This window comes from Sorangium sp. So ce131 (assembly GCF_051519095.1).
In the GTDB taxonomy this organism is placed as follows: Bacteria; Myxococcota_A; Polyangia; order Polyangiales; family Polyangiaceae; genus Sorangium.
In genome coordinates this window covers 11,492,501-11,515,400 of sequence record NZ_CP150455.1, presented here as the reverse complement: position 1 = coordinate 11,515,400, position 22,900 = coordinate 11,492,501, and the positions used below count along the sequence as shown (strand labels likewise).

The 22,900-nt window shown below is 73.0% G+C and carries 17 protein-coding genes (1 of these 17 only partly in view); 6 read left to right on the top strand and 11 right to left on the bottom strand.

Going from position 1 to position 22,900, the window contains the following annotated elements; translation table 11 throughout:
• Positions 1-9: 9 nt before the first annotated feature.
• The 4 genes from WMF43_RS41805 to WMF43_RS41790 all read right to left on the bottom strand — a co-directional run bounded on the left by WMF43_RS41805 (position 10) and on the right by WMF43_RS41790 (position 4,201).
• Positions 10-1,305 carry a putative metal-binding motif-containing protein gene (locus WMF43_RS41805; protein ID WP_437673500.1) on the bottom strand — a complete coding sequence of 432 codons (1,296 nt, stop codon included), beginning with the start codon at positions 1,303-1,305 and terminating at the stop codon, positions 10-12.
• Between the two features lie 216 nt (positions 1,306-1,521).
• Positions 1,522-1,992 carry a PIN domain-containing protein gene (locus WMF43_RS41800; RefSeq protein ID WP_437673498.1) on the bottom strand — a complete coding sequence of 157 codons (471 nt, stop codon included), beginning with the start codon at positions 1,990-1,992 and terminating at the stop codon, positions 1,522-1,524.
• Between the two features lie 30 nt (positions 1,993-2,022).
• Positions 2,023-3,396, bottom strand: coding sequence for a glycosyltransferase family 87 protein (locus WMF43_RS41795; protein ID WP_437673496.1), 1,374 nt, complete (start codon positions 3,394-3,396; stop codon positions 2,023-2,025).
• Between the two features lie 64 nt (positions 3,397-3,460).
• Positions 3,461-4,201 carry a caleosin family protein gene (locus tag WMF43_RS41790; protein ID WP_437673494.1) on the bottom strand — a complete coding sequence of 247 codons (741 nt, stop codon included), beginning with the start codon at positions 4,199-4,201 and terminating at the stop codon, positions 3,461-3,463.
• A 434-nt stretch (positions 4,202-4,635) separates the two neighbouring features.
• On the opposite strand from WMF43_RS41790, the gene WMF43_RS41785 reads away from it, so the two are divergent.
• Positions 4,636-5,145: a hypothetical protein gene (locus tag WMF43_RS41785; protein WP_437673492.1), complete on the top strand. Its 510-nt coding sequence runs from the start codon at positions 4,636-4,638 to the stop codon at positions 5,143-5,145.
• Positions 5,146-5,283: 138 nt separating this feature from the next.
• Complete coding sequence (locus WMF43_RS41780; RefSeq protein WP_437673490.1) at positions 5,284-5,595, top strand: hypothetical protein; 312 nt, start codon at positions 5,284-5,286, stop codon at positions 5,593-5,595.
• Between the two features lie 116 nt (positions 5,596-5,711).
• On the opposite strand, the gene WMF43_RS41775 is transcribed toward WMF43_RS41780, so the two are convergent.
• Positions 5,712-7,109 carry a cytochrome-c peroxidase gene (locus WMF43_RS41775; RefSeq protein WP_437673488.1) on the bottom strand — a complete coding sequence of 466 codons (1,398 nt, stop codon included), beginning with the start codon at positions 7,107-7,109 and terminating at the stop codon, positions 5,712-5,714.
• Positions 7,110-7,630: 521 nt separating this feature from the next.
• Here WMF43_RS41775 and WMF43_RS41770 point away from each other — a divergent pair.
• Positions 7,631-10,414 (top strand): serine/threonine-protein kinase, encoded by a 2,784-nt coding sequence (locus tag WMF43_RS41770; protein WP_437673486.1) that lies wholly within the window; start codon positions 7,631-7,633, stop codon positions 10,412-10,414.
• On the top strand, positions 10,411-12,342 hold the full coding sequence (locus WMF43_RS41765) for a PEGA domain-containing protein (protein ID WP_437673484.1): 1,932 nt from the start codon (positions 10,411-10,413) through the stop codon (positions 12,340-12,342). Before WMF43_RS41770 ends, WMF43_RS41765 begins: the two co-directional genes overlap by 4 nt.
• 59 nt (positions 12,343-12,401) lie before the next feature.
• Here WMF43_RS41765 and WMF43_RS41760 read toward each other — a convergent pair whose 3' ends face one another.
• Positions 12,402-12,932, bottom strand: a complete 531-nt coding sequence (locus WMF43_RS41760; RefSeq protein WP_437673482.1) for an FHA domain-containing protein — start codon at positions 12,930-12,932, stop codon at positions 12,402-12,404.
• A 302-nt stretch (positions 12,933-13,234) separates the two neighbouring features.
• Between WMF43_RS41760 and WMF43_RS41755 the strand changes: the two genes are divergently transcribed.
• Positions 13,235-15,178, top strand: coding sequence for a ribonuclease R family protein (locus WMF43_RS41755; protein ID WP_437673480.1), 1,944 nt, complete (start codon positions 13,235-13,237; stop codon positions 15,176-15,178).
• Between the two features lie 27 nt (positions 15,179-15,205).
• Here WMF43_RS41755 and WMF43_RS41750 read toward each other — a convergent pair whose 3' ends face one another.
• From WMF43_RS41750 to WMF43_RS41735, 4 genes are all read right to left on the bottom strand, one after another.
• Complete coding sequence (locus WMF43_RS41750) at positions 15,206-17,071, bottom strand: hypothetical protein (protein WP_437673478.1); 1,866 nt, start codon at positions 17,069-17,071, stop codon at positions 15,206-15,208.
• A gap of 17 nt (positions 17,072-17,088) precedes the next feature.
• Complete coding sequence (locus tag WMF43_RS41745) at positions 17,089-19,272, bottom strand: protein kinase domain-containing protein (protein WP_437673476.1); 2,184 nt, start codon at positions 19,270-19,272, stop codon at positions 17,089-17,091.
• A 103-nt stretch (positions 19,273-19,375) separates the two neighbouring features.
• Positions 19,376-20,767 carry an ABC1 kinase family protein gene (locus WMF43_RS41740; RefSeq protein ID WP_437673474.1) on the bottom strand — a complete coding sequence of 464 codons (1,392 nt, stop codon included), beginning with the start codon at positions 20,765-20,767 and terminating at the stop codon, positions 19,376-19,378.
• Between the two features lie 41 nt (positions 20,768-20,808).
• Complete coding sequence (locus WMF43_RS41735) at positions 20,809-21,147, bottom strand: DUF3634 family protein (protein WP_437673473.1); 339 nt, start codon at positions 21,145-21,147, stop codon at positions 20,809-20,811.
• 170 nt (positions 21,148-21,317) lie between these two features.
• Here WMF43_RS41735 and nadA point away from each other — a divergent pair, with 170 nt between their 5' ends.
• Positions 21,318-22,277 (top strand): quinolinate synthase NadA, encoded by a 960-nt coding sequence (gene nadA / locus WMF43_RS41730; protein WP_437673471.1) that lies wholly within the window; start codon positions 21,318-21,320, stop codon positions 22,275-22,277.
• Between the two features lie 19 nt (positions 22,278-22,296).
• On the opposite strand, the gene WMF43_RS41725 is transcribed toward nadA, so the two are convergent.
• Positions 22,297-22,900: the 3' portion of a hypothetical protein gene (locus WMF43_RS41725; protein WP_437673469.1), read on the bottom strand. Its footprint extends 86 nt past the window's final position; 604 of the gene's 690 nt are visible here — the last part of the coding sequence; its start codon lies beyond the right edge, outside the window; its stop codon occupies positions 22,297-22,299.

The window sequence follows — 22,900 nt, the reverse complement described above, 5'->3', positions numbered from 1 at the left end:
ACTTTAGCCTCAGCGGCGGCGCCTCCGCACCTGGTCGGCCCGCCGGAGGCGCCGCAGGGCGACGAGCGCGAGCGGCGAGAGCAGCGCGAGCAGCCGCCAGGGCGACGCGCCCGCGGGGCTCAGCGCACACCCGCCGCCCGGCGCGCCGCCGTCGTCCGGCGTCCCCGGGCCGCCCGGGCCCGCGCCGGCGCCCGAGCTCCCCGAGCCCGCCGCGCTCCCGCCGCCGCAGCCGACCCCGTCGCAGCCGACGACGGGTGCGTCGCAGGGGCCGGTGCCCTCGTCGACCTCGCCGTCGCAGTCGTCGTCGAGGCCGTTGCACTCCTCCGGCGCGGGCTCGCCGGGCGTGCACGAGCCCGGGGCGCACGTGTCGGCCTCCCGCGCGCACATCCCGACGCCGCACACCTCGCGCACGCGCTCGTCCACCCACCCGTCGCAGTCGTCGTCGAGGAGATTGCATGTCTCGGTCGCGCTCGGGTTGATGTCGGGCGACCGATCATCGCAATCGTCCGCGGTCGGCGCGAACCCTTCGGGCGGGCATTTCGCCGTGACCGTCGCGCCGAAGAGGTCCCCGTGCCCGTCGCCGTCGGCGTCCTCGAACTGCGTGGAGACCTCGAGATCCTCGTCGGCTTGGCCATCGCAGTCGTCGTCGCGCCCATTGCAGAGCTCATCGTGATCGGGGTGGACGCTGGCGCTGTAGTCGTCGCAGTCCCCGGCCTGGCTGGTGTAGTCGGGCGGGGGAGCGCAAGCGACCTTGGTCGCGGTGGGGTCGCCGTATCCGTCGGCGTCGCGGTCCCAGTAATAGGTCGATCCGGCGCACCCGTACGCGAACGCGAGCTGGGCAGACGCCGCGCCGTCCCCGCGTGAGCCGTTGTCGCCGTTGCCCGAGAGGCCCCACACGTCGATGAGGACGCCGCCCGGCGTCGCCGGCGCGGTCCACCGCGCCTCGAAGCGGACGACGCCGCCGGACGCCCGCTTCGGCGCGCTGTGCAGGAGCTGGCGTCCGTCGACGAGGTGTGTCCCCTGCCCGTCGATCGCCGCGAGCTGACCTCCATCGGCGGTGAGGTAGATCCCGCCGACACTGCCGTTCACGGCGTCGATGGTCACCTGCAGAGTCGCCGTCTCCCCGGCCGCGGGGTTTCTGGGGGTCACGTCGATGGTGATCCCGGGCGCCGCGCCGCCGGTGTGGCAGCCGATGCACGCCGCCGCCACGCCGCTGCGGCGCGCGTGGGCCTGCGGCGCGGCCAGCAGGGTGAGCAGGGCCAGGCTCACCGCCGGCACCGGGTGGAACAGCGAACTCGTGCGCATGCGCCTCGCCACGCAGACCGGGCTCGCGAGCTCCGCGCGCTCCGCTGCGACGCTGAGGGATAGCCGCGCTCGCGGGGCGCGACAAGCGCGTCCACGTGGAGCGCAACATTGCGCCACGACGGTGCGCCACGACGGTCAAGAAGCGCTGGTTCCACGTCGCCGGGACGACACGTCTTCTCGTGGGGTTCGACGTGGGGTTCGACGCGGCGCGCCGCGCTACACGAACCGGACGTGCTGCGGCCGCGTCACGTCGCAGACCACGCCGTGGTACTTGAGGAGGCCCTCATCGAGCGTCACCACCGTCGCGCCGGCGGAGCTGGCGGCCCACAGGTAGACGAGATCGGTGGCGTTGGCGAAGGGCCTGCGCCCGCGCATCCGGCGCGTCAGCAGGGCGAGGAACTCCGTGATCGCGCCCTCGTCCGCGGGCGCGACCAGCGCGACGGCGAGGGTCGGGAGCGGGCTCGCGCTCGCCGCCGCGCGCCCGCCCTGCGCGCCCGGGCGCGCGGCGGCGAGGCGCTGCTCGGCGACGTGCACCTCCAGCCACAGCTCGGGCGGCGCGAACAGGCTCGCCGCGCCCGCGGCCGTCGCCTCGCGCGCGCGGCCCAGGAAGGCGCGTGCGTCGGCGTGCCCGGGCTCGGCGGGCTTCATCGAGGCGATGAGCACGGAGCTGTCGAGGACGAGCCGCACGCCGGCCTCACCGCGCCTGCGCCGCGGGGCTCACGCGCTGGCCTGATGCGACGGCTCGGTCGCCCCGCTCGCCGGGACGACGGCGCTCTCCCTCTCGGGCGCCGGCGACGCGATCGCCGCGGGCGCGGCCGCCTCGGCCCGCCGCTCCCGCCAGAGCATGTACATGCCGAGCGCGTAGATCGCGAGCAGCACATACAGGTTCACCGAGACCAGGAGCGGCGACAAATGCCCCTTGAACCGCTCGTAGACATACGGAAAATCGATGGCGGCCAGCGAGATCAGGAGCAGGAGCGCGCCCATCTCGAGCGGGCGCTCCTGCTTCGCCGCGCGATCCAAGGCGAAGAGCGCGGCCGGGAAGAGGTAGAGCACGTGGTGCACGTAGGTGAACGGGCTCGCCACGACCATCGTGACGAGCAGCGGCAGCAGCATCCGCGGCCACCGCGACGGGGAGGGGGCGCCGCCGCCCAGCCCCAGCGCGAGCGCGGCGCCGAGGAGCAGCAGGATGGTGACCACCGACGCGACCTTCACGGCGGCGGTGTCCGGCGCCAGGAGCCGCGTGTAGAAGCCCGCGAGCGAGAAGTTCGGCACCGTGCCCGGGTTGAAGAGGCCCGGGATCGTCGCGCCGTGCGACATCCGCGGCAGCCGCCGCAGGAACTCGAGCCACGCCGGCGCGGCGCCGAGCGGCAGCGAGACCAGAAAGAGGGCGGCGAACCCGGCCGCGAGCCCCACGAGCGCGCGGAGCCGCCGCTGGAGCAGCCAGGGCACCGCGAGGAGGATGGGCGTGACCTTGATCCCCGCGGCGACCGAGAGGGCGAGCCCCGCGAGCGTGTCCTTGCCCGAGAAGGAGAGCGCGAGCGCCGCGCAGAGGAACATCAGGACCAGGGGGTTGACCTGCCCCATCGCCAGGCTGTTGCGCAGGTTGAGCGTCCACGCGAGCAGGACGACGTAGGCGAGCAGCGACGAGGTGACCGCGGGCGCGCGGGCGGCGCCGTCCCTGCCCCGCGACGCGCTGCGGACGGCCACCATGGAGCACACCGCGGCAACCCCGCAGCTGACCACGGCCAGGCTCGACCAGATCCCCTGCGCGGTCGCGGGGCGCAACCGGGAGAACCACGAGAAGCCATAGGCGAAGAACGGCGGATAGAGATAGGGGAACGTCACCTTGTGGGGAAGGTGCTTCTCCGCGGCGATCCCCTCGAGGACCTTGACGTCGTACACGTCCAGTCCGCGACTGGCCGCGACCGCGGCGGTGTAGAACGACTTGAAATCGACCGCGACCGGCTGCTTGAGGACGATATCCAGGACGCAGAGCCAGGCCGCCCCTGCGCAGAACACGAAGGCCGCGGCGTAGCACCAGGGATCGCTCGACAGGCGCGCTTTCAGCGTGGCTAGGATCGCTGTCACGGAGCGCACGTTCTGGCGTGACACGCCCGGAAGTCAAGCCCGGGTGAGGTGGGGTGTCCACCTTTCAGGCCGGAGCGCTGGCCTTCCCGGCGCGCGCCTCTCCTCTGGCCGCCTGCTCCTCTCGCTCGAGCTCGTAGAAGAGCGTGCCGTCGTACATGCGGCGTAGCTGCTCTCGCGTCAGCTTCCCGCCGCGCCCGGCCAGCGCATAGAGGACCGTCCACTCGCCTGCCGACGCCAGGAACCCGAACACGTCGAGCATGTCGCGATCCCCCAGGGTGCGCGCCGCGAGCTCGCGCGCGTTCAGGGCGCCGTCGCGGTCCTTGTCCCAGCGCGAGAACAGCTCCTCGAACCTCTCGGGGTTGAACCTGCCGTCCTTGTCGTAGACCCCCGTGTCGCTCGCGTGTTTCCCCCTGTGGACGTTCTTGAGGGTGATCGAGAGGGTGGGGATGAACGACCTCGACGTGGTGGTCCCGAGGACCCCATTGATGAAGAGCGCGAACCACGCCGAGAGCGCCCGACCGATCCCGATTGCGCGGAGCCCCTCGTAGGTCTCGCGCAGCGTGATGATCCCGTCGTGGTTCCTGTCGAAGAAGGCCGAGTGCTTCTCGAGCGCCGTCATCTCCCCCAGCGCCGCCGGCCTGCTCCCGTACACGTCCTCGGTCGCCGACGCCGACACGAACGTGTGTGGGCCACGCCCCTCGCCGCGCGCCGCGCCGCCCTGGGACTGGGACGAGCTCCCCTCGGCGGAGGCCCCCGGCGGACTCGTGGGATCGAAGGTGCTCACCGCGCCGTTCTGTTCGTCCATGGTGCTCTCTCCCTTGCGTCCTCGGGGATACGCCCCCTCGCCGGCGCCGCAAGCACGGCGCGGGCCGTCGCGGCGCACGGAGAAGCCCGGGCAGACCGCGCCATCCGCGCGGCCGGCGCGCCGGCGGATGAGGCAAGTTGCCCCGCACGGTGGCCAATGATCCCAGGAGCACACCGCGGCCTCGCGCTGTTCCCTCGCTGCTCCGGGGCGCGCCGTCCTCGGCCGGCGGCGAGCAGGCGTCGTGCCGGGCGTCGATCCACGCCGCCGCTTCTCACCCGGGATCCCGCTGCCCCCCGCTGAGCCGGCGCGCCTGCGACGGCCTGGATCACGGGGCGCGGCCCGCCCCTGGGCACGATCTTGCTTGGGGCGTCGCGACGAGGTGGAACGATATGGCTACACTCTCGACATCTGCATGGGTACTGCATGAGCTCGGTTTGGCCGCGGGGTTCGGCGGCCCTCTCTTCGGGAGGCTGGCATTGCACCGGGCGGTCAGGGATATCCATTCCGAGGCCGAGCGGGGCAAGGTGCTCGCCGACGCCTGGCAGCGGTACAATGTCGTCAACGCGATCTCGCTCGGCACCGCCGCGTTCACCTGGTTCCTCGGCCGGGCGGTGATCTCGGGCCGGTCGATCGACGCGGAGACCCGCTCGCTCGTGCGGGTGAAGGACGTCCTGCTCGGCGCGACGCTCGCGACGAGCCTCGTCAACATGCTGAGCGGAAGGGAGATGAGCGCGCAGGCGCCCGGCCGCGCCGTGCCCGTCCAGGACGGCGATATGCCGTCGCCGCGTACGCCCGAGAAGGCCGTGGCGATGCAGCGGATCCTCAACGTCATGGGGCCGCTCAACATCGCCCTCACGGCGGGCGTGATCGGCGTGACCACGATCCTCGCCATGAAGTCCGGCCGCTCGACGAAATGGAGCTTCGTCTCCCGGCTCCTGCCCTGATCCACGCGCCTTCCGGGCGGCGCGCCCGTCGCCCGGGCTGACCGCCCGCGCCCGGCGGCCGCGCGACGCGCGCTCGATCGGTCCGCGTTGCGCTCATGATACCCTGGCGCAATGAGAGCATTCCCAAGAGCATTCACGATGGCGGCGCGCCTCGCGCTCGCCGCGATCGCCCTCGTCGCTGCGGGCTGCAGCAGCGGCCACGGCGAGGAGGGGTGTCCCGAGCTCTGCGAGCGGACCGCGGAGTGCCCGGGCAGCACCCTGGACGAGGACAGCTGCCTGGCGGCGTGTGACGAGGACACAGAGACCGCCGAGGAGGCTGGCTGCCACGACGCGCGGGAGTCGTACCTCGAGTGCCGCAACCACGCCGAGGACACCTGCGACCCCGCGCAGTACGAGGAAGAGTGCAGCATCCAGCTGGAGACGCTGGAGAGCTGCCTGGGCGCCCGCTGAGGGGAGGATCCCGCGGCTGCACGGCCCCGCGCGCGCCGTGCAGCCGTCGTGTTCGACGTCGGCGACGTCGGCACGTCGGCGACGTCGGCGACGTCGGCGACGTCGGTAACGTCGGATTACTCGAAGTCGTGGATCTCGCGCCCGCTCGGCAGCTCGTCGGGAATGAGCCGCGCGAGGTCCTTCGCGTTCGCGCGTGGATCGAGCAGCGCCTCGCCGACGAAGGCGACCAGCCACCCGATCTCGCACTCCGTGAGCTCGATCGGCGCCGCGAGGATCGGGTCGACCGCGGCGAGGACCGGGGCGAGCGGGCCCGTCTCGCCCTGCAGGTCCGGCGCGAGATGGTCCGTCGTGTACTCCGTGGCCGACGCGACGACGTCGAGGTGGTGGCGGATGGCGCCCTCCAGCGACGTGAACGAGCCATTGTGGAAGAACGTGGGCTGAAGGGCGACATTGCGCAGCGGCGACGTCCTGAACTTGTAACGATCCGCCGGGTTGCCCGTGACCTGCTCCAGCCCGAAGTCCTCGTTGGCCCCCGGCCCGTCGAACACGACGTTCGAGAGCGCCGGATCGTCGGTCGGGGCGATCTGCGGGACGCCGATGGCGTGCTGCTTGAAATCGCTGAACATCTCGTTCGACTCCCCCGACACCGCGTGGCAGCGGACGCAGCGGGCCTCGCCGAAGAAGAGCAGCGCGCCGCGCTTCTGCTCCTCCGTCATCGCGTTACGCTTGCCGCGGGCGAACCTGTCGATGGGCGCGTCGGCCAACGTGAGCGACATCTCGAACTCGGCGATCGCGGCCGCGATCATCTCGTAGGTGACGTCGCCCCCCCGCTTCACCTGCCTGAAGCTCTTGCCGAAGCGGCGGCGGTACTCCTCCGCGCCATTCACGCGCTCCGCCACCTCCTCGCGCACCAGATCGTGCGACGGCGGCCCCTCGTATCCGGTCATCTCCGTGATCTCGGTCGGCGGGATGAACGCCTGCGCGTCGAGCAGGTGCGGCAGGGACGACAGCGACATCCCCTCCGGCGAGGTGAACGAGAATCCCAGGCTGTTGTCGAACGGGTCGCCGGACACGGCGAAGAACCGCGAGTTCCACATCAGCGTCGGATAGAAGGCCGTGTTGATGACCGTGGGCGCGCGCCGCTGGTTGCGCGGGCCGCTGCGGCCCGGCCCGACGACGCCGTTGTTCTCGATCCCGATCGCGATAGATTGCGTGTCGGCGAAGCCCGCGGCCGGCGCGTGGCAGCCCGCGCACGAGTTGTCGTCGTTCAGGCCGAGGATGCTGTCGAAGAACAGGTCTCGCCCGAGCTTCGCGAGCTTGCGGTCGATGTTCCGCCCGAGACGCGACTCCAGGGTCGACTCGATCTCTCCGGTGAAGCCGTGTCGGTCGAGCGTCGCCGCGAGCGCGCGATCAAGGGGGGTGACCCTGGCGCGCGCCGGGCGCGCGAGCAGGAGCATGAGAACGAAGAACGCCGCCAGCGCGGCGAGCGAACGCCCGATGGATCGCAGGCTCATGGTGCCTCCAGGCTCCCCCGGCGGGGGAGGCGCACATCGCTGTACGCTGTGAGATCAACCAGTCCTGCTCAGGCGCTTGCCGAGCGGCGGCGAATTGAATGACGGCAATCTAATGTCGTAATGCGCCTGCCGGCAAGACGATTCTTCCATGATTCGGCGCGCTTACCGCGTATCCGAGGGTCTGAATACCGCGCTATCTGCGGTTGTGGCGCCCACATTGCAGTCGGCGAGCCGCCTCGCGACCGCCGCGCGTCCCGCTCGACCGACCCGGCGCGCGATCGTGCGCTTCCTCGCACATCCGCCACGCCGGCCGCCTCCCCGGCGAGCGGCTCCTCTCCGGGCCATCAAGGCCGGGGCGCGCGCTCGCCGCGCGTGGCGTCGGCGGCGGCGGTGCGTCGCCGTCGTCGTCGTCGTCGTCGTCGTCATCAACGGCGGCGCGGCGCGGCGACGCGGCGCGCCTCCGATGTCCCGTGATACCTCATGCTTTGTGGGGCGCGCTGGGCCGTCGTATGCTTGTGGTCATGGGGCGGACAGCACCTCTGGCGGATCCGACGGCGCTCGTGGGGGGCGCGCTGACCGGTGGATATCGGATCGTCCGTGTCCTCTCCGCGCAGGGGCACGGCGTCGTGTTCGAGGCCCGGAGCCCGTCCGGCCGCCGCGTCGCGCTGAAGGTGCTCAGGCCCGAGGTCGTCACCGAGGACACGCTGTCGCGGCTCAGCCGCGAGGCGAGCGTCACGTCGAAGATCGACAACGATCATGTCGTCCCGATCATCGACGCCGGTCACGATCTCGAGCGCGATCTCGCCTACCTCGTGATGCCGCTGCTCGAGGGCACCGACGTCGCCGCCCTGCTGGCCGAGACGGGGCCGCTCTCGCCCGACGTCGCCGTGCGCATCGCGCTCCAGGCGGCCGCGGGGCTCTCGGCGGTGCACGCGGCGGGCCTCGTTTACCGCGACGTCCGGCCCCCGCGCCTCTTCCTGGAGCGCTTGCCCCACGGCGAGATCCGGGTCCGCGTCTTCGGATTCGGGCTCTCGAAGGGGTATGACACGGCGGCCTCCAGCCCGGGCAAGGCGAGGAGCAGCGGCCATCACCGCGAGGCGTCGGGGCCGCGCGACCGCCCGGCGGACGTCCGCGGCGACGTGTTCGGCCTTGCCGCGACGCTCTACGAGATGCTGTGCGGCGCCTCGCCCTGGGCCGAGCTCGACGTCACGCCGGACACCGCCGAGCTCGGCCCCGCCGACACGGCCGCGGACGCGCAGCTCGCGTCGCTGGCGCAGCTCCCGTCGATCCAGGACCGCGCCCCGTGGATCGAGGCGCGGCTCGCGACCGCGCTCTCGCTCGCGCTGCACAGCGACGTGGACCGGCGCTACCCGTCGATCGAGGCGTTCGCCGAGGCGCTGCGCGCCGTCGGCGGCGGCGAGGAGCCGATCGCGGACGACATGCTGAGGCCGCTCGATCCCGAGCTGCGCGAGGCGATCGCCGAGCGCGCCGACGCCGAGACCGATCCGCTCGTCGGCCGCGAGCTCGGCGGCCGGTACGCGGTGCGCCGCCTGATCGGGCGCGGCGGCATGGGCGCCGTCTACGAGGCGGAGTCGCCCGACGGCCGGCGCGTGGCGGCCAAGGTCATCTTCCGGAGCGCCGTCGGGCAGGACGACCACGCCGTGCGCCGCTTCATCCGCGAGGCGCGCGCCGTGACCGCGATCCAGAGCCCGCACGTCGTGAAGACGTTCGAGCTCGGGACGGATCTCACGCTCGCGACGCCGTTCATCATCATGGAGCTCCTCCACGGCCTCGATCTCGCGAAGCTCCTCCGGATGCGCGGCCCGCTGGAGCCGGCGCCCGTCGTGCGCGTGTTCCTCCAGGCCGCGCGCGGGCTCGCGGCGGCCCACGCCGAGGGCATCGTGCACCGGGACATCAAGCCGGCGAACCTCTTCCTCCACGCGCCCTCCGAGGCCGTGATCCCGCGCGCGTCGGCCTCGGCGGCGCCGCCGCCGTCCGGGCAGCGCGCGTCGGGCTCGGTGGCGCCGCCGTCGTCCGGGCAGCGCGCCTCGGGTTCGATCGTGCCGCCGCCGTCCGGGCAGCGCATCTCGGGCTCGATCGTGCCGCCGCCGTCGGCGCAGCGCGCGTCCGGCTCGATCCGCCCGCCCGCCTCCAGCGATCGCAGGATCGTGCTCAAGGTCTGCGATTTCGGCATCGCGAAGCGCACGGGGGAGGGCGTCTCGCACGAGCTCACGCGCGCCGGCGGCGTGCTCGGATCGCCGATCTACATGTCCCCCGAGCAGGCGAAGATGGCGAAGGACGTCGATCGCCGCTCGGACGTGTGGAGCCTCTGCATCTCGCTCTACCAGGCGCTCTGCGGGAGCTGCCCCTGGGATCCTGACGCCTCCCTCGCCGAGCTCCTGCTCTCGATCTGCACCGAGCGCGTGCCGCCGCTCGCCGAGGCGGCGCCCTGGATCGACCCGGCCCTCGCCGCCGTCGTGCACCGCGGCCTCCACAAGGACCCGGCCGAGCGGTGGCAGAGCATGGAGGAGCTGAGCGCCGCGCTCGAGCCGCACGCCGACGGCGCCGAGATCGTCACGCTGGCTCAGCTCCGCGGCGTCGACCCCGAGCGCCGCGCCGGCGCCAGGCCGGTCGCGGCGCTGCGCCGCGAGGTGAAGCTCGCCCGCTCCGTCGAGGGGGAGGAGCGCTCGATCGGCGGCAGCTCGTTCACGGCGGCGCAGCCGCACGCGGGCGCTGCGCGGCGGCGCTTCGTCGGTGCCGCGGCCGTCGTGCTCGCCGCGATCGGCGGCGGCCTCGCCCTGCGCGCCACGACCGACGACGGCGTCGGCGCGCCGGCCTCGGCCGTCGCGGCGGCCGCGCCCGTCGCGCCCGCGCCGGCCGCGACGCCCGCGCCGTTCACGGCGACCTTGTCGCTCCCGAAGGACGCGACGGCGCGCGTCGACGGCGCGGCGCGCGACGTGAGCGACGGTCGGATCGAGCTGACGGGCAGGGCCGGCGACATGTTCGAGATCGAGGTGAGCCGCGGCGGCGCGACCGCGAAGGCGACGGTGTACATGCTGAGCGACGGCAAGGTCCACCCCGACCGCCTGGAGCTCCCGCCGAGCGCGACGGCCCCCGCCGCGAGCTCGGCCCTCGCCGCGGGGTCGGCCCCCGCCGCGAGCTCGGCCCCGGAGCCGGGCCCTCGCCGCGCAAAGCCGCGCCGCGCGCCGTCCGCCGCGTCGCCCGCGGACGGCGCGTCCACACCCTCTGCCGCCGGGGCGGCGACGCCGGCCCCGCCCGCGGTGATGCCGGTCGATCGGTGGTGATCCTCCGTCCGCGCGCCCCGCGCCTCTCGTCCGCGGCGTGGCTCGTCATCGCGGCGCTCGCGTCGCGCGCGTCGACGGCCCGCGCGCAGGCCCCGGTGCGCGCCCCGCCTGCCGCCGGCGCCCCGACCGCGCCGCCTGCCGCCGGCGCCCCGGCCGCGCCGCCTGCCGTGGCGCCGGCGCCCTCCGAGCCGCCGGCGCCCGCGGCGCCGCCCGCGCCGTCCGATCCGACCGCGCCGCCCGCCTCGGCCGACGAGGCGCTCGCTCGGGCCAAGGAGCTCTTCCAGAAGGGGAACGAGCTCCGCAAGATCGGCGACTGCCAGCGCGCGCTCGAGCTCTACGTGAGATCGCGCCAGCTCGTCGCGTCGGTCCCCAACACCCTCAACGCCGCGTTCTGCCTCGATCAGCTCGGGCGTTACGACGAGGCGCTCGAGCTCTACGAGGCGCTGCTCACCGAGTTCCGCGCGGAGCTCGGCGACGTGGAGCGCCGGGGCGTCGCGTCCGCGATCGCCGGGCTGCGGTCGCGGATCGGCAACGTGCTCGTCTCCTCGAACGTCGACGGCCTGGTCCTCGTCGACGGCAGGCCGCGCGGCCGGCTCCCCCTCGCCGGCCCGATCCGGCTCTTGCCCGGGGATCACACGCTCCGCGTGGTCAAGGACGGCTGGCGCACGTTCGAGCGGATCTTCGCCGTCAGGATCGCCGAGACCACCCCGGTCGACGCGAAGCTCGAGCCGCTCGCCAACACGGGCAGGCTGAAGATCGAGGACGACCGCCTCGTCGGGGCCGATCTCTACGTCGACGGCGCGCTGATCGGGCAGCTGCCGTGGGAGGGATCACTCGCGCCCGGCCCGCATTTCTACTCGGTGCGCAGGGGCGATCTCGGCTCCGCGCCGCGCGAGGCGAACGTCATCGCGGGGCAGATCGCCGTCGCCACGGTCGAGGCCGGCCCGCTCGGGCAGGAGCTCCGCGTCGTCGCGCAGCCGCTGAGCGCGGATCTGACGATCAACGGCGTCCCGGTCGGCAAGGGGCAATGGCGGGGCGCGCTGCCGCTCGGCCGCCACACCTTCGAGGCGCACGAGCCGGGCTATTTCGCGCGCACGATCCGCTCGACCGTCGACAGGGCGACGACCGGCGATATCGTCGTGCCGCTCGCCCTCGACGAGAGCCACCCGCGCTGGGGGCGCAAGGTCGGTGTCTTCCGGCTGGAGGGGGCGTTCGGCTACGCCTTCGCCACGTCGCTCCACAGCGGCGCCGAGCAGAGCTGCGACCGTTTCCGCTGCTCCGGCGCCTCGCGCCCCGCGGGCCTGCTCGCGGGCCTGCGCGGCAGCTACGAGTTCCCGGTCGGCGCCGCCATCGAGCTCACCGCGGGGTACGTGTTCCTCCGGACCGCGCTGGACCGCGCCGTGGAGACGACCTTCGTGTACCCGCGCGGGAGCGAGGCCAAGCTGCCGATCCGGTACGCGATCCACGACGACATCCACATGGCCGGCGTGACCGTCATGGTCGGCGGCAGCTATCGTTATGGGCTCGCCCCGTGGCTCGACGTCGGCGCCGCGCTCGGGCTCGGCGTGGTGCTCGCCGAGACCAGCGACGCGGTGTCCGGCACCGCCGCGGACGAGCGCGCCACGGTCGCCGTCGCCGTGCAACGCGGCGGCGTCCCTGTCCGCTCCGCGGCCCCGTTCGCGATGCCGGAGCTCAGGCTGCGGCTCCACCTCGATCGGATCAGCGTCAGCGCGGGCCTCGGCGTCGGCTTCTTCCTCGTCGACGGCCCGCCGCACGAGACGGGCGACACCTACGTGGTGGGCGCCGAGTGCGACGCGTCGAGCCCCACGGTCCACTGCGCGCCGGGCAAGAAGGTGGTGTTCGAGGAGATGGCCCACGGCACGTTCACGATGTTCTTTCCGAACGTCGCCGTGGGATACCGGTTCTGACCGCCGCCGCGGGCGCTGACCGCGGCCGCGGGCGCTGACCGCCGCCGCGTGCGCGGAGCTCAGCGGCTCGCCATATCGCGGGCGAGCCGCGCCTGCTCGCGCACGAGGTCGAAGAGGCGGGACGCGTCGAGCAGCGAGGTCGTCAGGCGGCCGAACTGGAGCACGTCGCCCACCGCGACCTCCTGCGGCTCGTTCTCGGAGAGCAGCTTGCCATTCACGCGGGTGCCGTTCTGTGAGCCGTTGTCGATGAGCACGAGCCGCTGCTGCGCGTCCTGCCGGAAATGCGCGTGCAGCTTCGACACCGACGGATGGCGCAGCACCACATCGCAGTTGCGCGTGCGGCCGACCGAGATCTGATCGGGATACGGATTGCCCTTCGCCTTGACGATCTCGAACACGTCGCTCGCCGGCCCGGGCGGGGGCGGCGGCTTCCGGTGCGCCGCCGGCGAGGCGGCGACCGTCCGGAAGGCGAAAGGCTGGCTGTCCGGTCCGGCCTCGGACACGACGAGGAGCAGGTTCGTCACCCTGCGTACGAAGCGGTCCCGAGGCATCACACGCGCGAGCTCGATGATGTCCTCTGATTCTTCCACGATGCGCCGAGTATAAGCCGATCCGGAGCGGTCGATCCGTCGGCGCGCATACCTTTGCTGCCCTGGCAGACGAGGGCATTGCGCCCGTCGCGGCGACCTTTGGTGACATCGCCTTGCCTTTCCTCATCACGTCGCGATGAGCCTTGAGCGTCCCGGCGAGTGGGCGCGGCGCGGGCGCGAGGTGTGATGTCGAGCGACTTCCGATATTTACCGTGTCACGGAATTTTGCGTCCAGCGTTGCCGGCATCTTTCAGGCAACACGGGGGTCGACACTGCCCGGACCTGGCGTACCGTCCGCGGCCATGCACGCACTGGTTCGTGGACGTATCTCGGTCAACCCGCGGGGGTTCGGCTTCCTGAACATCGAGGCCTCGCCGGAGCGGGGCGGCGCGCCCGGCAAGCCGGGCGGGGCGCCGATCGGCCCGGCGACCGCCTTCATCACGCCGCCCGACCTGAACCCGTTCCTCGACGGCGACGTCGTGGACGCCGTGGTCGCGGAGGCGGAGCCGGGCCGCTACAGCGCGTCGCAGCTCGCCCTGGTCCACCGCGATCGCACCGAGCTCTTCGGCACCGTCGTGTCGCACGCGAAGCGGCCGCACCTCCGGGTCGATCGCCTCGTCTCGAACACGGACTGGCCGTTCAAGCCGGGCAGCGCCGACGACCTCGCCGAGGGCACGGCGGTCGTCGCCTTCATCGACGGCGCGGCGGTCGTCCCGGCGCGCGTCGTCGCGCCGGGCGCCGACCTCGGCATCGAGCGCTGCCTCGCCCGCAACGGCGTGCACGCGGTCTTCCCGGCCGAGGTCGTCGAGGCGGCCCGCGCCGCCGCGGCGGCGCCGATCGAGCGCGAGCTCTCGCGCGGCCGCCGCGACCTGCGCGAGCTCACCACGGTCACCATCGACGCGCCCGTCACCACGGACATCGACGACGCCGTCTCCGTGATCCCCGCCGGCCCTGACGGCGCGCTCCGCGTGCTCGTCTCGATCGCCGACGTCGACGCGTTCGTCCCCGAGGGCTCGCCGCTCGACCTCGAGGCCCGCGCCCGCGGCACGAGCGTCTACCTGGCGGGCCGCGTCATCCCGATGCTCCCCGACGCCATCTCCAGCGAGGCGGCGAGCCTCCTCCCCGGGGTCGATCGGCTCGCGGTCACGGTCGAGCTGCGCATCGACGCCGAGGGCGGCGTCACCTCGATCGACCTCCACGAGAGCGTGATCCGCTCGCACGCCCGCCTCTCGTACGACGCCGTCGAGGAGTACCTGACCACGGGCCGCTCCGCCGGCGTCCCCGAGGCGGCGGCGCCGGTCGTGCGCTGGCTCCGCACCGCGGCCGCGCGGCTGTCGACGGTCCGCGCGGCGCGCGGCGGCGTCGAGCTCGACCGCGATGAGGCCTACGTCACGCTGGACGCCGAGACGCGCGAGCCGACCGCCGTCTCGCCGCGCGCGGACACGGGCGCGCACCGCCTCATCGAGCGGCTGATGGTGGCCGCGAACGAGGCCGTGGCCAGCTGGCTCGTGGCGCGCGGGCTCCCCTGCGTCTTCCGCGTCCACGACGAGCCGACCGAGGAGCGCGTCCGGGCGCTCGAGCGCTTCGCGCACAACTTCGGCGTCGAGGCCGGCTTCGGCCCGCGCCTGAGCCCCCGCGGCCTCGCCGCGTTCGAGGCGCAGTTTCGCGGCTCGGGGATCGCGCCGGCCATCCGCACCGTGCTCGGCAAGGCGCTCGGCCCGGCCCGCTACACGGCCGAGCCGGACCTGCACTTCGGCCTCGGCGCCCCGCTCTACCTGCATTTCACCTCCCCGATCCGCCGCTACGCCGATCTCGCCGTGCACCGCGTCGTGAAGCGTTACCTTCAGGGCCGGCGCGAGCAGCACGCCGACGTCGAGGCGCTCGCGTCGCTCGCCCACCACCTGAACGCCCGCGCGCGCAGCGCCGCCAAGGCCGAGACGGAGCGCCACCGCATGCTCGTGGCGCGCCTGTTCGCCTCCCGCATCGGCGAGGAGATCGACGGCAACATCGTGGCGATCAAGCCGTTCGGCCTCGTGGTCCAGATGGTCGAGTCCGGCGCGACCGGCACGATCGCGCTGGAGGCGCTGCCGGACGGCCCTTACCGGCCCGACGCCGCCGTCCAGGCGCTGATCGGCGCGAATCGCCGCTATGGCGTCGGCGAGTCGATCCGCGTCGCCATCGCGGCGACCAACGAGGAGCTCGGCCGCGTCGAGCTCGTTCCGGCGGGCGCTCGCGGCGCCTCCTGAAGGAGGCTCGACCGCGCCCGGCGCCGGTTACGGCGCCAGGATCGCGGCGAACGCGTCGGTGCCGCTCGCCTGGCGCTCGCCGAGGCCGAAATCGATCGTCCCCTCGGCCGTACCGCAGAGCAGGATGATCCCGGTCTCGGGCGAGATCGCCGCCGCGTTCGATTTCTGGTTGCCGGCGGCGCCGAGCACCTTCGCCCAGAGCGGCTCGCCCTCCGGGTCGAGCTTCGTGATGAACGCGTCGAAGCCGCCGCCGCTCGGCATCGGCCCGCTGCCGAGATCGACCACGCCCTGGGCCGAGCCGGTCACCACCACGTTGTCCTCCGCGTCCACGGCGATCGACGCGCTCTCCTGCGCCCCGTCGCCGGCGAACCACCGCGCCCACACGGGCGTGCCGTCGGAGGCGAGCGACACCACGAACGCCGTCTGCACGTCGTTGGCCGGGAGCGTGCCTGCGGGGCCGAAGTTGAGCGAGCCCGTGTACGTCCCGGTCACGACCACCGCCCCTGAGGGGGCGGCGGCGATCCCGGTGCCTTGCTGCGACGACGTGTCCCCGTAATCCGAGAGCCAGACGCTGTTCCCGCCGCTGTCGAGCTTCGCGATGAACAGGTTCGGTCCGAGCCCGCTGTTCCTCACCTGCCGGGATCCGAGGCTCAGGGTGCCGTTGTACCTGCCGGTGAGGAGCACGTTGCCCTCGGCGTCCACGGCGACGCCGGTGGCGAACTGGTTCGTGTTGTCCCCGTAGATCCTGGTCCACAGGACGGCGCCGCGCGGATCGTATTTGCGCACGAAGATGTCCGTGCCCCCGGCGCTCGTCGGGCAGACCGGGGCCGGCGGCGCCGAGCAGAACAGCGCCCCGCTGAAGTAGCCCGCGATCACGATGTTCCCCGCCGCGTCCACCGCGATGGATCGCAGCGTCTGGTCCGCGGTGTCTCCGATGGCGTGCGCCCAGCCGGGGGTCCCGTCCTGGTCCAGCGTGGCCACGAAGCTGTCGAGCGCGTTGACGCTGCTCAGCGCCTTGTCGCCGAACATGAAGGAGCCGTAGAACGTCCCGCCGAGCACGACGCCGCCCTCCGGCGTCACGGCGAGGCTGTTGAGCGTCTCGGCGCCGCTGCCGCCGAACCTCGCGCTCCAGCGGTGGGCGCCGGACGGGTCGAAGCTCGCGACGTACACGTCCGCGGTGCCGATGCTCACCAGGGTCTCGCCGCCGAGCTCGATCGTCCCCGAGAAGGTGCCGCCGATGTACAGGTTCCCCTGCGCGTCCACGCCGGCGCTCGTCGCGCTCTGGGTGTTCGCGTCCCCGAAGAGCTCGGCCCAGAGCGTCGCGCTGCACGCGAAGCCGTCGCAGTCCTCGTCGGTGTCGTCGCCGCACGTCTCCGCCGCCGGGGTCACCTGGCCGTCGCACGCCTCCCAGGACTTCCCCGAGATGTCGCACGCGCGCAGCCCTGCCGCGCAGAGCCCGACGCCCCTCGTGTCGTCGGGGCCGCTGTAGCAGGCCTCGAGCTGCCCCGGGGTGCAGACGCACCCTGCGTCGGCCTCGTTCGTCTCGCCGTCGCAGTCGTCGTCCACGGTGGTGCTGCAGTCCTCGGCCCGGGGGACGACGGCGCCTTCGCACTCGCCGAAGCTCTGTCCGTCAGGCTGGCACCGCTGCACGCCCGCCGCGCACTCGCCGACGCCCTCGGTGCCTTCCGGCCCCGGATAACAGGGTTTCTCGTCCCCGGCGCTGCAGTACGGCGCGCCTCCGCTGCCGCTTCCGGTGCCGCCGGTACCAGGTCCAGGGCCGGGCGGCGCCGGGTCCGAGCACGCTCCCGAGAGCGCGAGCGCGAGCGCAGGCCCGACGAGCCTGGATCCAGCGCGCAGGCTTGTCCTCGTGACCAGGAGAGGGCGAAGTTCCATGTTCGGCGATTGGGGCTTCAGTCGTCGCGTCGTGGTTTTTTCTTGGGTGGGCTCGGGGACCACTCGATGATGTAGGTCTTGGCGGGCGGTGGGCTGCCCGCCTTGGGCGCCAGCTCGTCCCGCGCGTTCGGGTCGATCGCCTCGGGCTTCTCTTGCGCCTCCTCTCGCGGCGGCTCCTTGTTGCTGTCCGACGGGGCGATCTGGACGGGCTTCGCGCTTGCGCTCTGCGCGGGCAGCAGATCGCCGCGGAGCGCGTCGCTCTGGGGCTCGTCGCGGAGCGCCATCCACGCCGCGATCGCGCTCGCGATCACGAGCGCCACGCTGCCGATCGCGAGGAGGATCACGAGCTTCTGCGGCCGCTTGTCCTGGGCGCGGCGCGGAGCCCAGCTGGCCGCGGGCTGCTCGCCGTAGGGCATGCTCGCGCTGTGCATCGAGGCGGGAGCGCCGTGAGAGGCGCCCGTGTTGTGCAGCGAGGCGGGCGCGCTCTGGGGCATGCTCGCGCTGTGCCTCGAGACGGGCGCGCCGTGAGAGGCGCCGGTGTTGTGCAGCGAGGCGCCGGTGTTGTGCAGAGCAGCGGGCGCGCCGTAGGACGCGCCGGTGTTGTGCAGCGAGGCGGGCGCGCCGTAGGACGCGCCGGTGTTGTGCAAGGAGGCGCCGGTGTTGTGCAGCGAGGCGGGCGCGCCGTAGGACGCGCCGGTGTTGTGCAAGGAGGCGCCGGTGTTGTGCAGCGAGGCGGGCGCGCCGTAGGGCGCCCCGGTGTTGTGCAGCGAGGCGGGCGCGCCGTAGGGCGCCGCGGCATTCTGCGGGGAGGCGCCGGTGTTGTGCAGGGCGGCAGGCGCGCCGTGAGAGGCGCCGGTGTTGTGCAGCGAAGCGGGCGCGCCGTAGGGCGCCCCGGTGTTGTGCAGCGAAGCGGGCGCGCCGTAGGGCGCCCCCGTGTTGTGCAGCGCGGCGGGCGCGCCGCGCGCTGGTCCGGCGTGGCTCGCTCCCGTGTTGTACAAGGCCGACGGCGGGCCGTTCGGCGCTCCGGAGCCCGCGTGCGCCATGCCCGGGGGGCTCCCCGGCGCCTGGGCTGGGTCCATGACGCTCGCGTTCGTGGGCCCTGGCGCCGCCATCGTGGGGGCATCCCATGCCTGCGTTCCGCTGCTGCCCAGGTTGGGCTCCGACCCGGCCCCGGGCGGCGGGCCCAGCTCGTTCGGCCTCGAGCCCGAGGGCGCCGGCGGCCGCGGCGGAGGCTCCGCCGGCGCGGCCGCGGCGGATGCCGCCGCGAGCATCGGCGGCACCTGCGGCGCGCCCGCCCACGGCAGATCGCCCGCGGCGAAGCGCGCCGAGGCGAACGGCGGCGCCTCCCCGCGCTGGAGGGCGCGCATGTCGGCCTGCATCGTGCGGGCGTCCGGGTAGCGCCGCTCGCGATCGAACGCGAGCGCCCGGTCCACGAGCAGGCACAGCCCCTGCGGCGTCTCCGGCGCGACGCTCGCGAGCGGCGGCGCGGCCATGGTCGCCATCTTGACGAGCAGCTCGGACTCGGTGCGCGCCTCGTGGATGCGCCGCTTCGCGATGAGCCGGAACATCGTCGCTCCGACGGCGAAGAGGTCGGCCCTGTGGTCGACCGAGATGCCCCGCACCTGCTCCGGCGCCATGTACGACACGGTCCCGAGCGTCGCGCCCGTCCGGGTCCGCATCGCGGTCTTCACGCCGTCGCGCATGCGGGCGATGCCGAAGTCGAGCACCTTGAGGCGCCCGCCGTTCTCGACGAAGAGGTTGTCGAGCTTGATGTCGCGGTGGATGATCCCCTGGTCGTGCGCCGCCCCGAGCACGTCGAGCAGCTCGTCCATGAGCCGCAGCACCTCGCCCGTCTCGACGTTGCCGAGCCGCTGGAGGCGGTCGGCGAGCGACTCGCCCTCGAGGAGCTCCATCACGAGGAAGGGCGCGCCGTCGTCGGTCGTGTCGATGTCGCGGATCTCGACCACGCCGGGGTGCCGGAAGCGATTGACGGCCTGCGCCTCCCGCTCGAACCGGGCGCGCAGATCCTTCGAGCGCGCCACCTCGGGGTGGAGGATCTTGATCGCCTCGCGCCGCCCGATCTTGTGGGTCGCGGCATAGACGGCGGCCATCCCGCCGATCCCGAGGAGGCGATCGATCGTCCACTTGCCCCGCAGGGTCGTCCCTACGCGCCTTTCGCAGGCCGCCCTCTCGTCGTCCATGCCCTGATCGAATGTCACCGCGAGCGGGATCGAGGTCAAGGTGAGAGCCGCCGCGGCGGCGACATCGCCGCCGCTGGCGCCGCCGAGCCTGCCGGCCGCGGACTCACTCCGGGATCGGGTGCACCCCGTCGCGCACCCAGGGCTCGATGGTCTGCCGGAACGCCGCCTCGGTCCGGAGCCCCGCCAGCACGGACGCGAGCCCCCACTGCAGCCGATTCACGAACGTGAAGTCCTGCGGCATCTTCGGCACGTGGGGGATGGTGGGCATCTTCTCGCCTTCCTTGAAGGCGAGCCCGCGGATGCCGCGCGTCAGGTATGCCACAGTCTCTCGGGCCTTCTCCGGGGAGCACTTCCATGTCCCGTGCGCACACAGAGGGACCATGAGCTCCATCGTGTAGCTCCGATAGAGATCCCAGCTCTCGTCGCGCGGGTCGTAGCCGAGCACCTCCACGCACGCCCGGTCGAACTCCTTCCAGTCTGCGTCCATGGCCGCGCGCATGTACCGTTTCATGCCGTCCACGAGGTCGGGCGGGAGCTGCTTCACGCAGCCGAAGTCGAGGATCGCGACCCGCCCGTCCTCGTGGAAGCGGTAGTTGCCCGGGTGCGGATCGGCGTAGAGCCAGCCGTACCGGAGCATCGAGCGGAACGTGAAGCGCCAGATGGCGAGGCCCGCGCGGTTCTTGGCCTCCTGGCTGCCGCGCTCGCAGAACTCGGCGTAGCTCATGCCGTCGACGAACTCGAGCGTGATGACCCGCCTCGTCGTCAGGCTGTGGTGGACGCGGGGGACGTACACGCCCTCGTCCCCGGCGTTCATGCGGCGGAACAGGTCGGCCATCTCCGCCTCGCGCGCGTAGTCGAGCTCGGACAGGAACACGTTGCGGAGCTCGTCGACCGTCTGCCGCGCGTTCAGCTTCTTGGCGATGGGCGCCATCATCGTCTCGAGCATCGAGATGCTCTTCAGGTCGTTCTCGATGGCCTTGTCCATGCCGGGGTACTGGACCTTGACGGCGACGCGCTCGCCCGCCTTGGTCGCGGCCCGGTGCACCTGCCCGATGCTCGCCGCGGCGAACGGCTCGCGCTCCCAGGCCGTGAACACCTCGTAGGGCGGGGCGCCGAGCTCCTGCGTCACCATCTGCTCCGCGGCCTCCGGCGACAGGGGCGGCGCCTTGTCGAGCAGCCTCTTCAGCGCGGACTGGAACTTCTCCTCGTACCCGGGCGGCGCGAGCCCGTCGATGTAGCTCGCCATCTGCCCGAATTTGAGCGGCAGGCCCTTCATCTCGCCGAGCGTCTTCAGCATCGCCTCGGCGGTCTTCTTCACTTCCTGGGCCATCCTCCGCCGCGCCTCGGCCTCGTCCTCCTCGGACCGCGCGCCGCCGAAGGCGCGCTTTGCGCCCTCGATCGCGAACGGGATCGTGCGCGGGGCGAGGCCGGCGAGGCGCGCGAGGCGCCCGAGCTTCGAGGTCGGCGGTTTGTCTCTGGGCTTTTCGTCGGCCATGCGGGATGACTCGTTAGGATAGCGTTATGGGCGCGGCGAGGTCATGCGCCGCGGCGGCGCCTCGGCGCCGCGCGGATCTTCGCAACCGGCCACATCGAGACGGTGTTCCTGAGCTGCTGGGCCTGCTCCGGGGTGATGTCCCCCTCCATGTAGACGCGGGGCCGCCGGTCCTCGACCACCACCCGCACCGCCCCGCGGCCGACGGGCGCGGCGCGGAGCACATCGACGATGTCGTCGAGCAGCCGCTGGGGCAGCCGACCCCGGAGCACCCGGACGTGGCGCCCCTCGACGCGGAGGAAAAACAGCTCGTTCGCCCTGAGGAGGGCCAGGAGCAGCGGGACCGCGACGGCGACCAGGGCGAGGGGGATCAGGAGAGACATGCGTGGCCGTCCATGACGAGGGCGCCTCCCCAGGCCCGCCGCGAGCGACGATCGTGGACCCGCGCCGGCCGTTGTCAACGCTGGACGCGGCGGGGCGCGGGGAGCGCTGCCGAGCGCGGCGCGGGCCTTGGCCCTGGCCAGCCCGGGTCGCGGTGCCTACCTTAGGGCCCATGACGAGCGCCGCGCCCCAGCCTGCCGCCATCGATCCGCGCCTGGATCTCCACGACGAGATCCACCGCCTGAAGCGCGAGAGGAACGCTGTCCTCCTGGCCCACTACTACCAGGACGGCGAGATCCAGGACCTCGCGGATTTCCTTGGCGATTCGCTCCAGCTCGCGCAGCAGGCCAAGAAGACGACCGCGGACGTCATCCTGTTCGCCGGCGTGCACTTCATGGCCGAGACCGCGAAGATCCTGAACCCCGACCGCATCGTCGTCGTGCCTGACCTGGAGGCCGGCTGCTCGCTCGCCGACGGCTGCCCTGTCGATCGCTTCCGCGCCTGGCGCGCCCGGCACCCCGGCGCGGTCGCGATCTCCTACATCAACTGCTCCGCCGAGGTGAAGGCGGAGAGCGACTACATCTGCACGTCGTCGAACGCGGAGAAGATCGTCCGCGCGATCCCCGAAGGGCAGGAGATCCTCTTCGCGCCCGACCGGAACCTCGGCCGCTGGCTCGTGGAGAGGACGGGTCGCCCCATGCGCCTGTGGCAGGGCAGCTGCGTCGTGCACGAGACCTTCAGCCTGCGCAAGATCGTGGCCCTGCGCGAGCGCCACCCCGACGCGAAGCTCATCGCGCACCCGGAGTGCGAGGAGCCGATCCTGAGGATGGCCGCGTTCATCGGGTCGACGACCGCGCTGCTCAAGTACACGATCGCGGACGACGCCAAGAAGTACATCGTCGCGACGGAGAGCGGCATCGTGCACCAGATGCGCAAGGCGTCGCCCGAGAAGGAGTTCATCGAGGGTCCGCCCGAGGGCAACTGCGCCTGCAATGAGTGCCCCTTCATGCGGCTGAACACGCTGGAGAAGGTCTATCTCGCGCTGCGCGATCTCGCCCCGCGCCTCGAGATGCCGACCGAGCTGCGCGAGCGCGCGCGTGTGCCGATCGATCGCATGCTGGCGCTCAGCTGAGCCCGCCGCGCGTCCGAGCTCACCGCGCCGGGCACACGTGGCGGCGCAGGGTGCAGATGTTGGTCCTCTCGCACGTGGTCGACAGCGTGAAGTCGCGGCACGGGCGCCCCTTCTCGTGGGGGCGCTCCCGGGTGGCGCGCACGGGGTGCGGGCGCGGCTCGTGCGCGACCGCGCAGGAATGGTCCCCCTCGCAGGGCACGGGCACGACGCGGAGCAGCGCGCACGCGCCGGCCTCGCAGTAGCAGACGATCCCCTGGTCGGTGAGCGGCGGCTGGCGGTTGAGCCGGGGATCGGACCCGCAGCGCTCGTTCGCTGGATCGTAGCCGCAGTCCGCGTCGCCGGCGCAGGCGGCCGCCTGCGAGCGCTCGGGCGCCGGCGCCGCCGCGGCGTCCGCGCCGGCGCGCGCCTCGCCCGGACCGCTCTCGCCAGCGGCGGTGTGCGCCTCGCCCGGACCGCTCTCGCCAGCGGCGGTGTGCGCCTCGCCCGGACCGCTCTCGTCAGTGGTGGCGCGCGCCTCGCCCGGACCGCTCTCGTCAGTGGTGGCGTGCGGGGCCCCGGGGGCCGCGCGCCCGGTTGGCTCGGCCGGAGCCGTCGGCGCGGGCGGCCGCGGCGATCCGTGCGAG

Excerpts from the sequence above, each read along its gene's own strand:
- WMF43_RS41780 (WP_437673490.1), top strand. The coding sequence starts at position 5,284 with ATGGCGGCGCGCCTCGCGCTCGCCGCGATCGCCCTCGTCGCTGCGGGC.
- WMF43_RS41735 (WP_437673473.1), bottom strand. The coding sequence starts at position 21,147 with ATGTCTCTCCTGATCCCCCTCGCCCTGGTCGCCGTCGCGGTCCCGCTG.
- WMF43_RS41790 (WP_437673494.1), bottom strand. The coding sequence starts at position 4,201 with ATGGACGAACAGAACGGCGCGGTGAGCACCTTCGATCCCACGAGTCCG.
- WMF43_RS41740 (WP_437673474.1), bottom strand. The coding sequence starts at position 20,767 with ATGGCCGACGAAAAGCCCAGAGACAAACCGCCGACCTCGAAGCTCGGG.
- WMF43_RS41805 (WP_437673500.1), bottom strand. The coding sequence starts at position 1,305 with ATGCGCACGAGTTCGCTGTTCCACCCGGTGCCGGCGGTGAGCCTGGCC.
- WMF43_RS41770 (WP_437673486.1), top strand. The coding sequence starts at position 7,631 with ATGGGGCGGACAGCACCTCTGGCGGATCCGACGGCGCTCGTGGGGGGC.
- WMF43_RS41755 (WP_437673480.1), top strand. The coding sequence starts at position 13,235 with ATGCACGCACTGGTTCGTGGACGTATCTCGGTCAACCCGCGGGGGTTC.
- WMF43_RS41750 (WP_437673478.1), bottom strand. The coding sequence starts at position 17,071 with ATGGAACTTCGCCCTCTCCTGGTCACGAGGACAAGCCTGCGCGCTGGA.
- nadA (WP_437673471.1), top strand. The coding sequence starts at position 21,318 with ATGACGAGCGCCGCGCCCCAGCCTGCCGCCATCGATCCGCGCCTGGAT.
- WMF43_RS41775 (WP_437673488.1), bottom strand. The coding sequence starts at position 7,109 with ATGAGCCTGCGATCCATCGGGCGTTCGCTCGCCGCGCTGGCGGCGTTC.
- WMF43_RS41745 (WP_437673476.1), bottom strand. The coding sequence starts at position 19,272 with ATGGACGACGAGAGGGCGGCCTGCGAAAGGCGCGTAGGGACGACCCTG.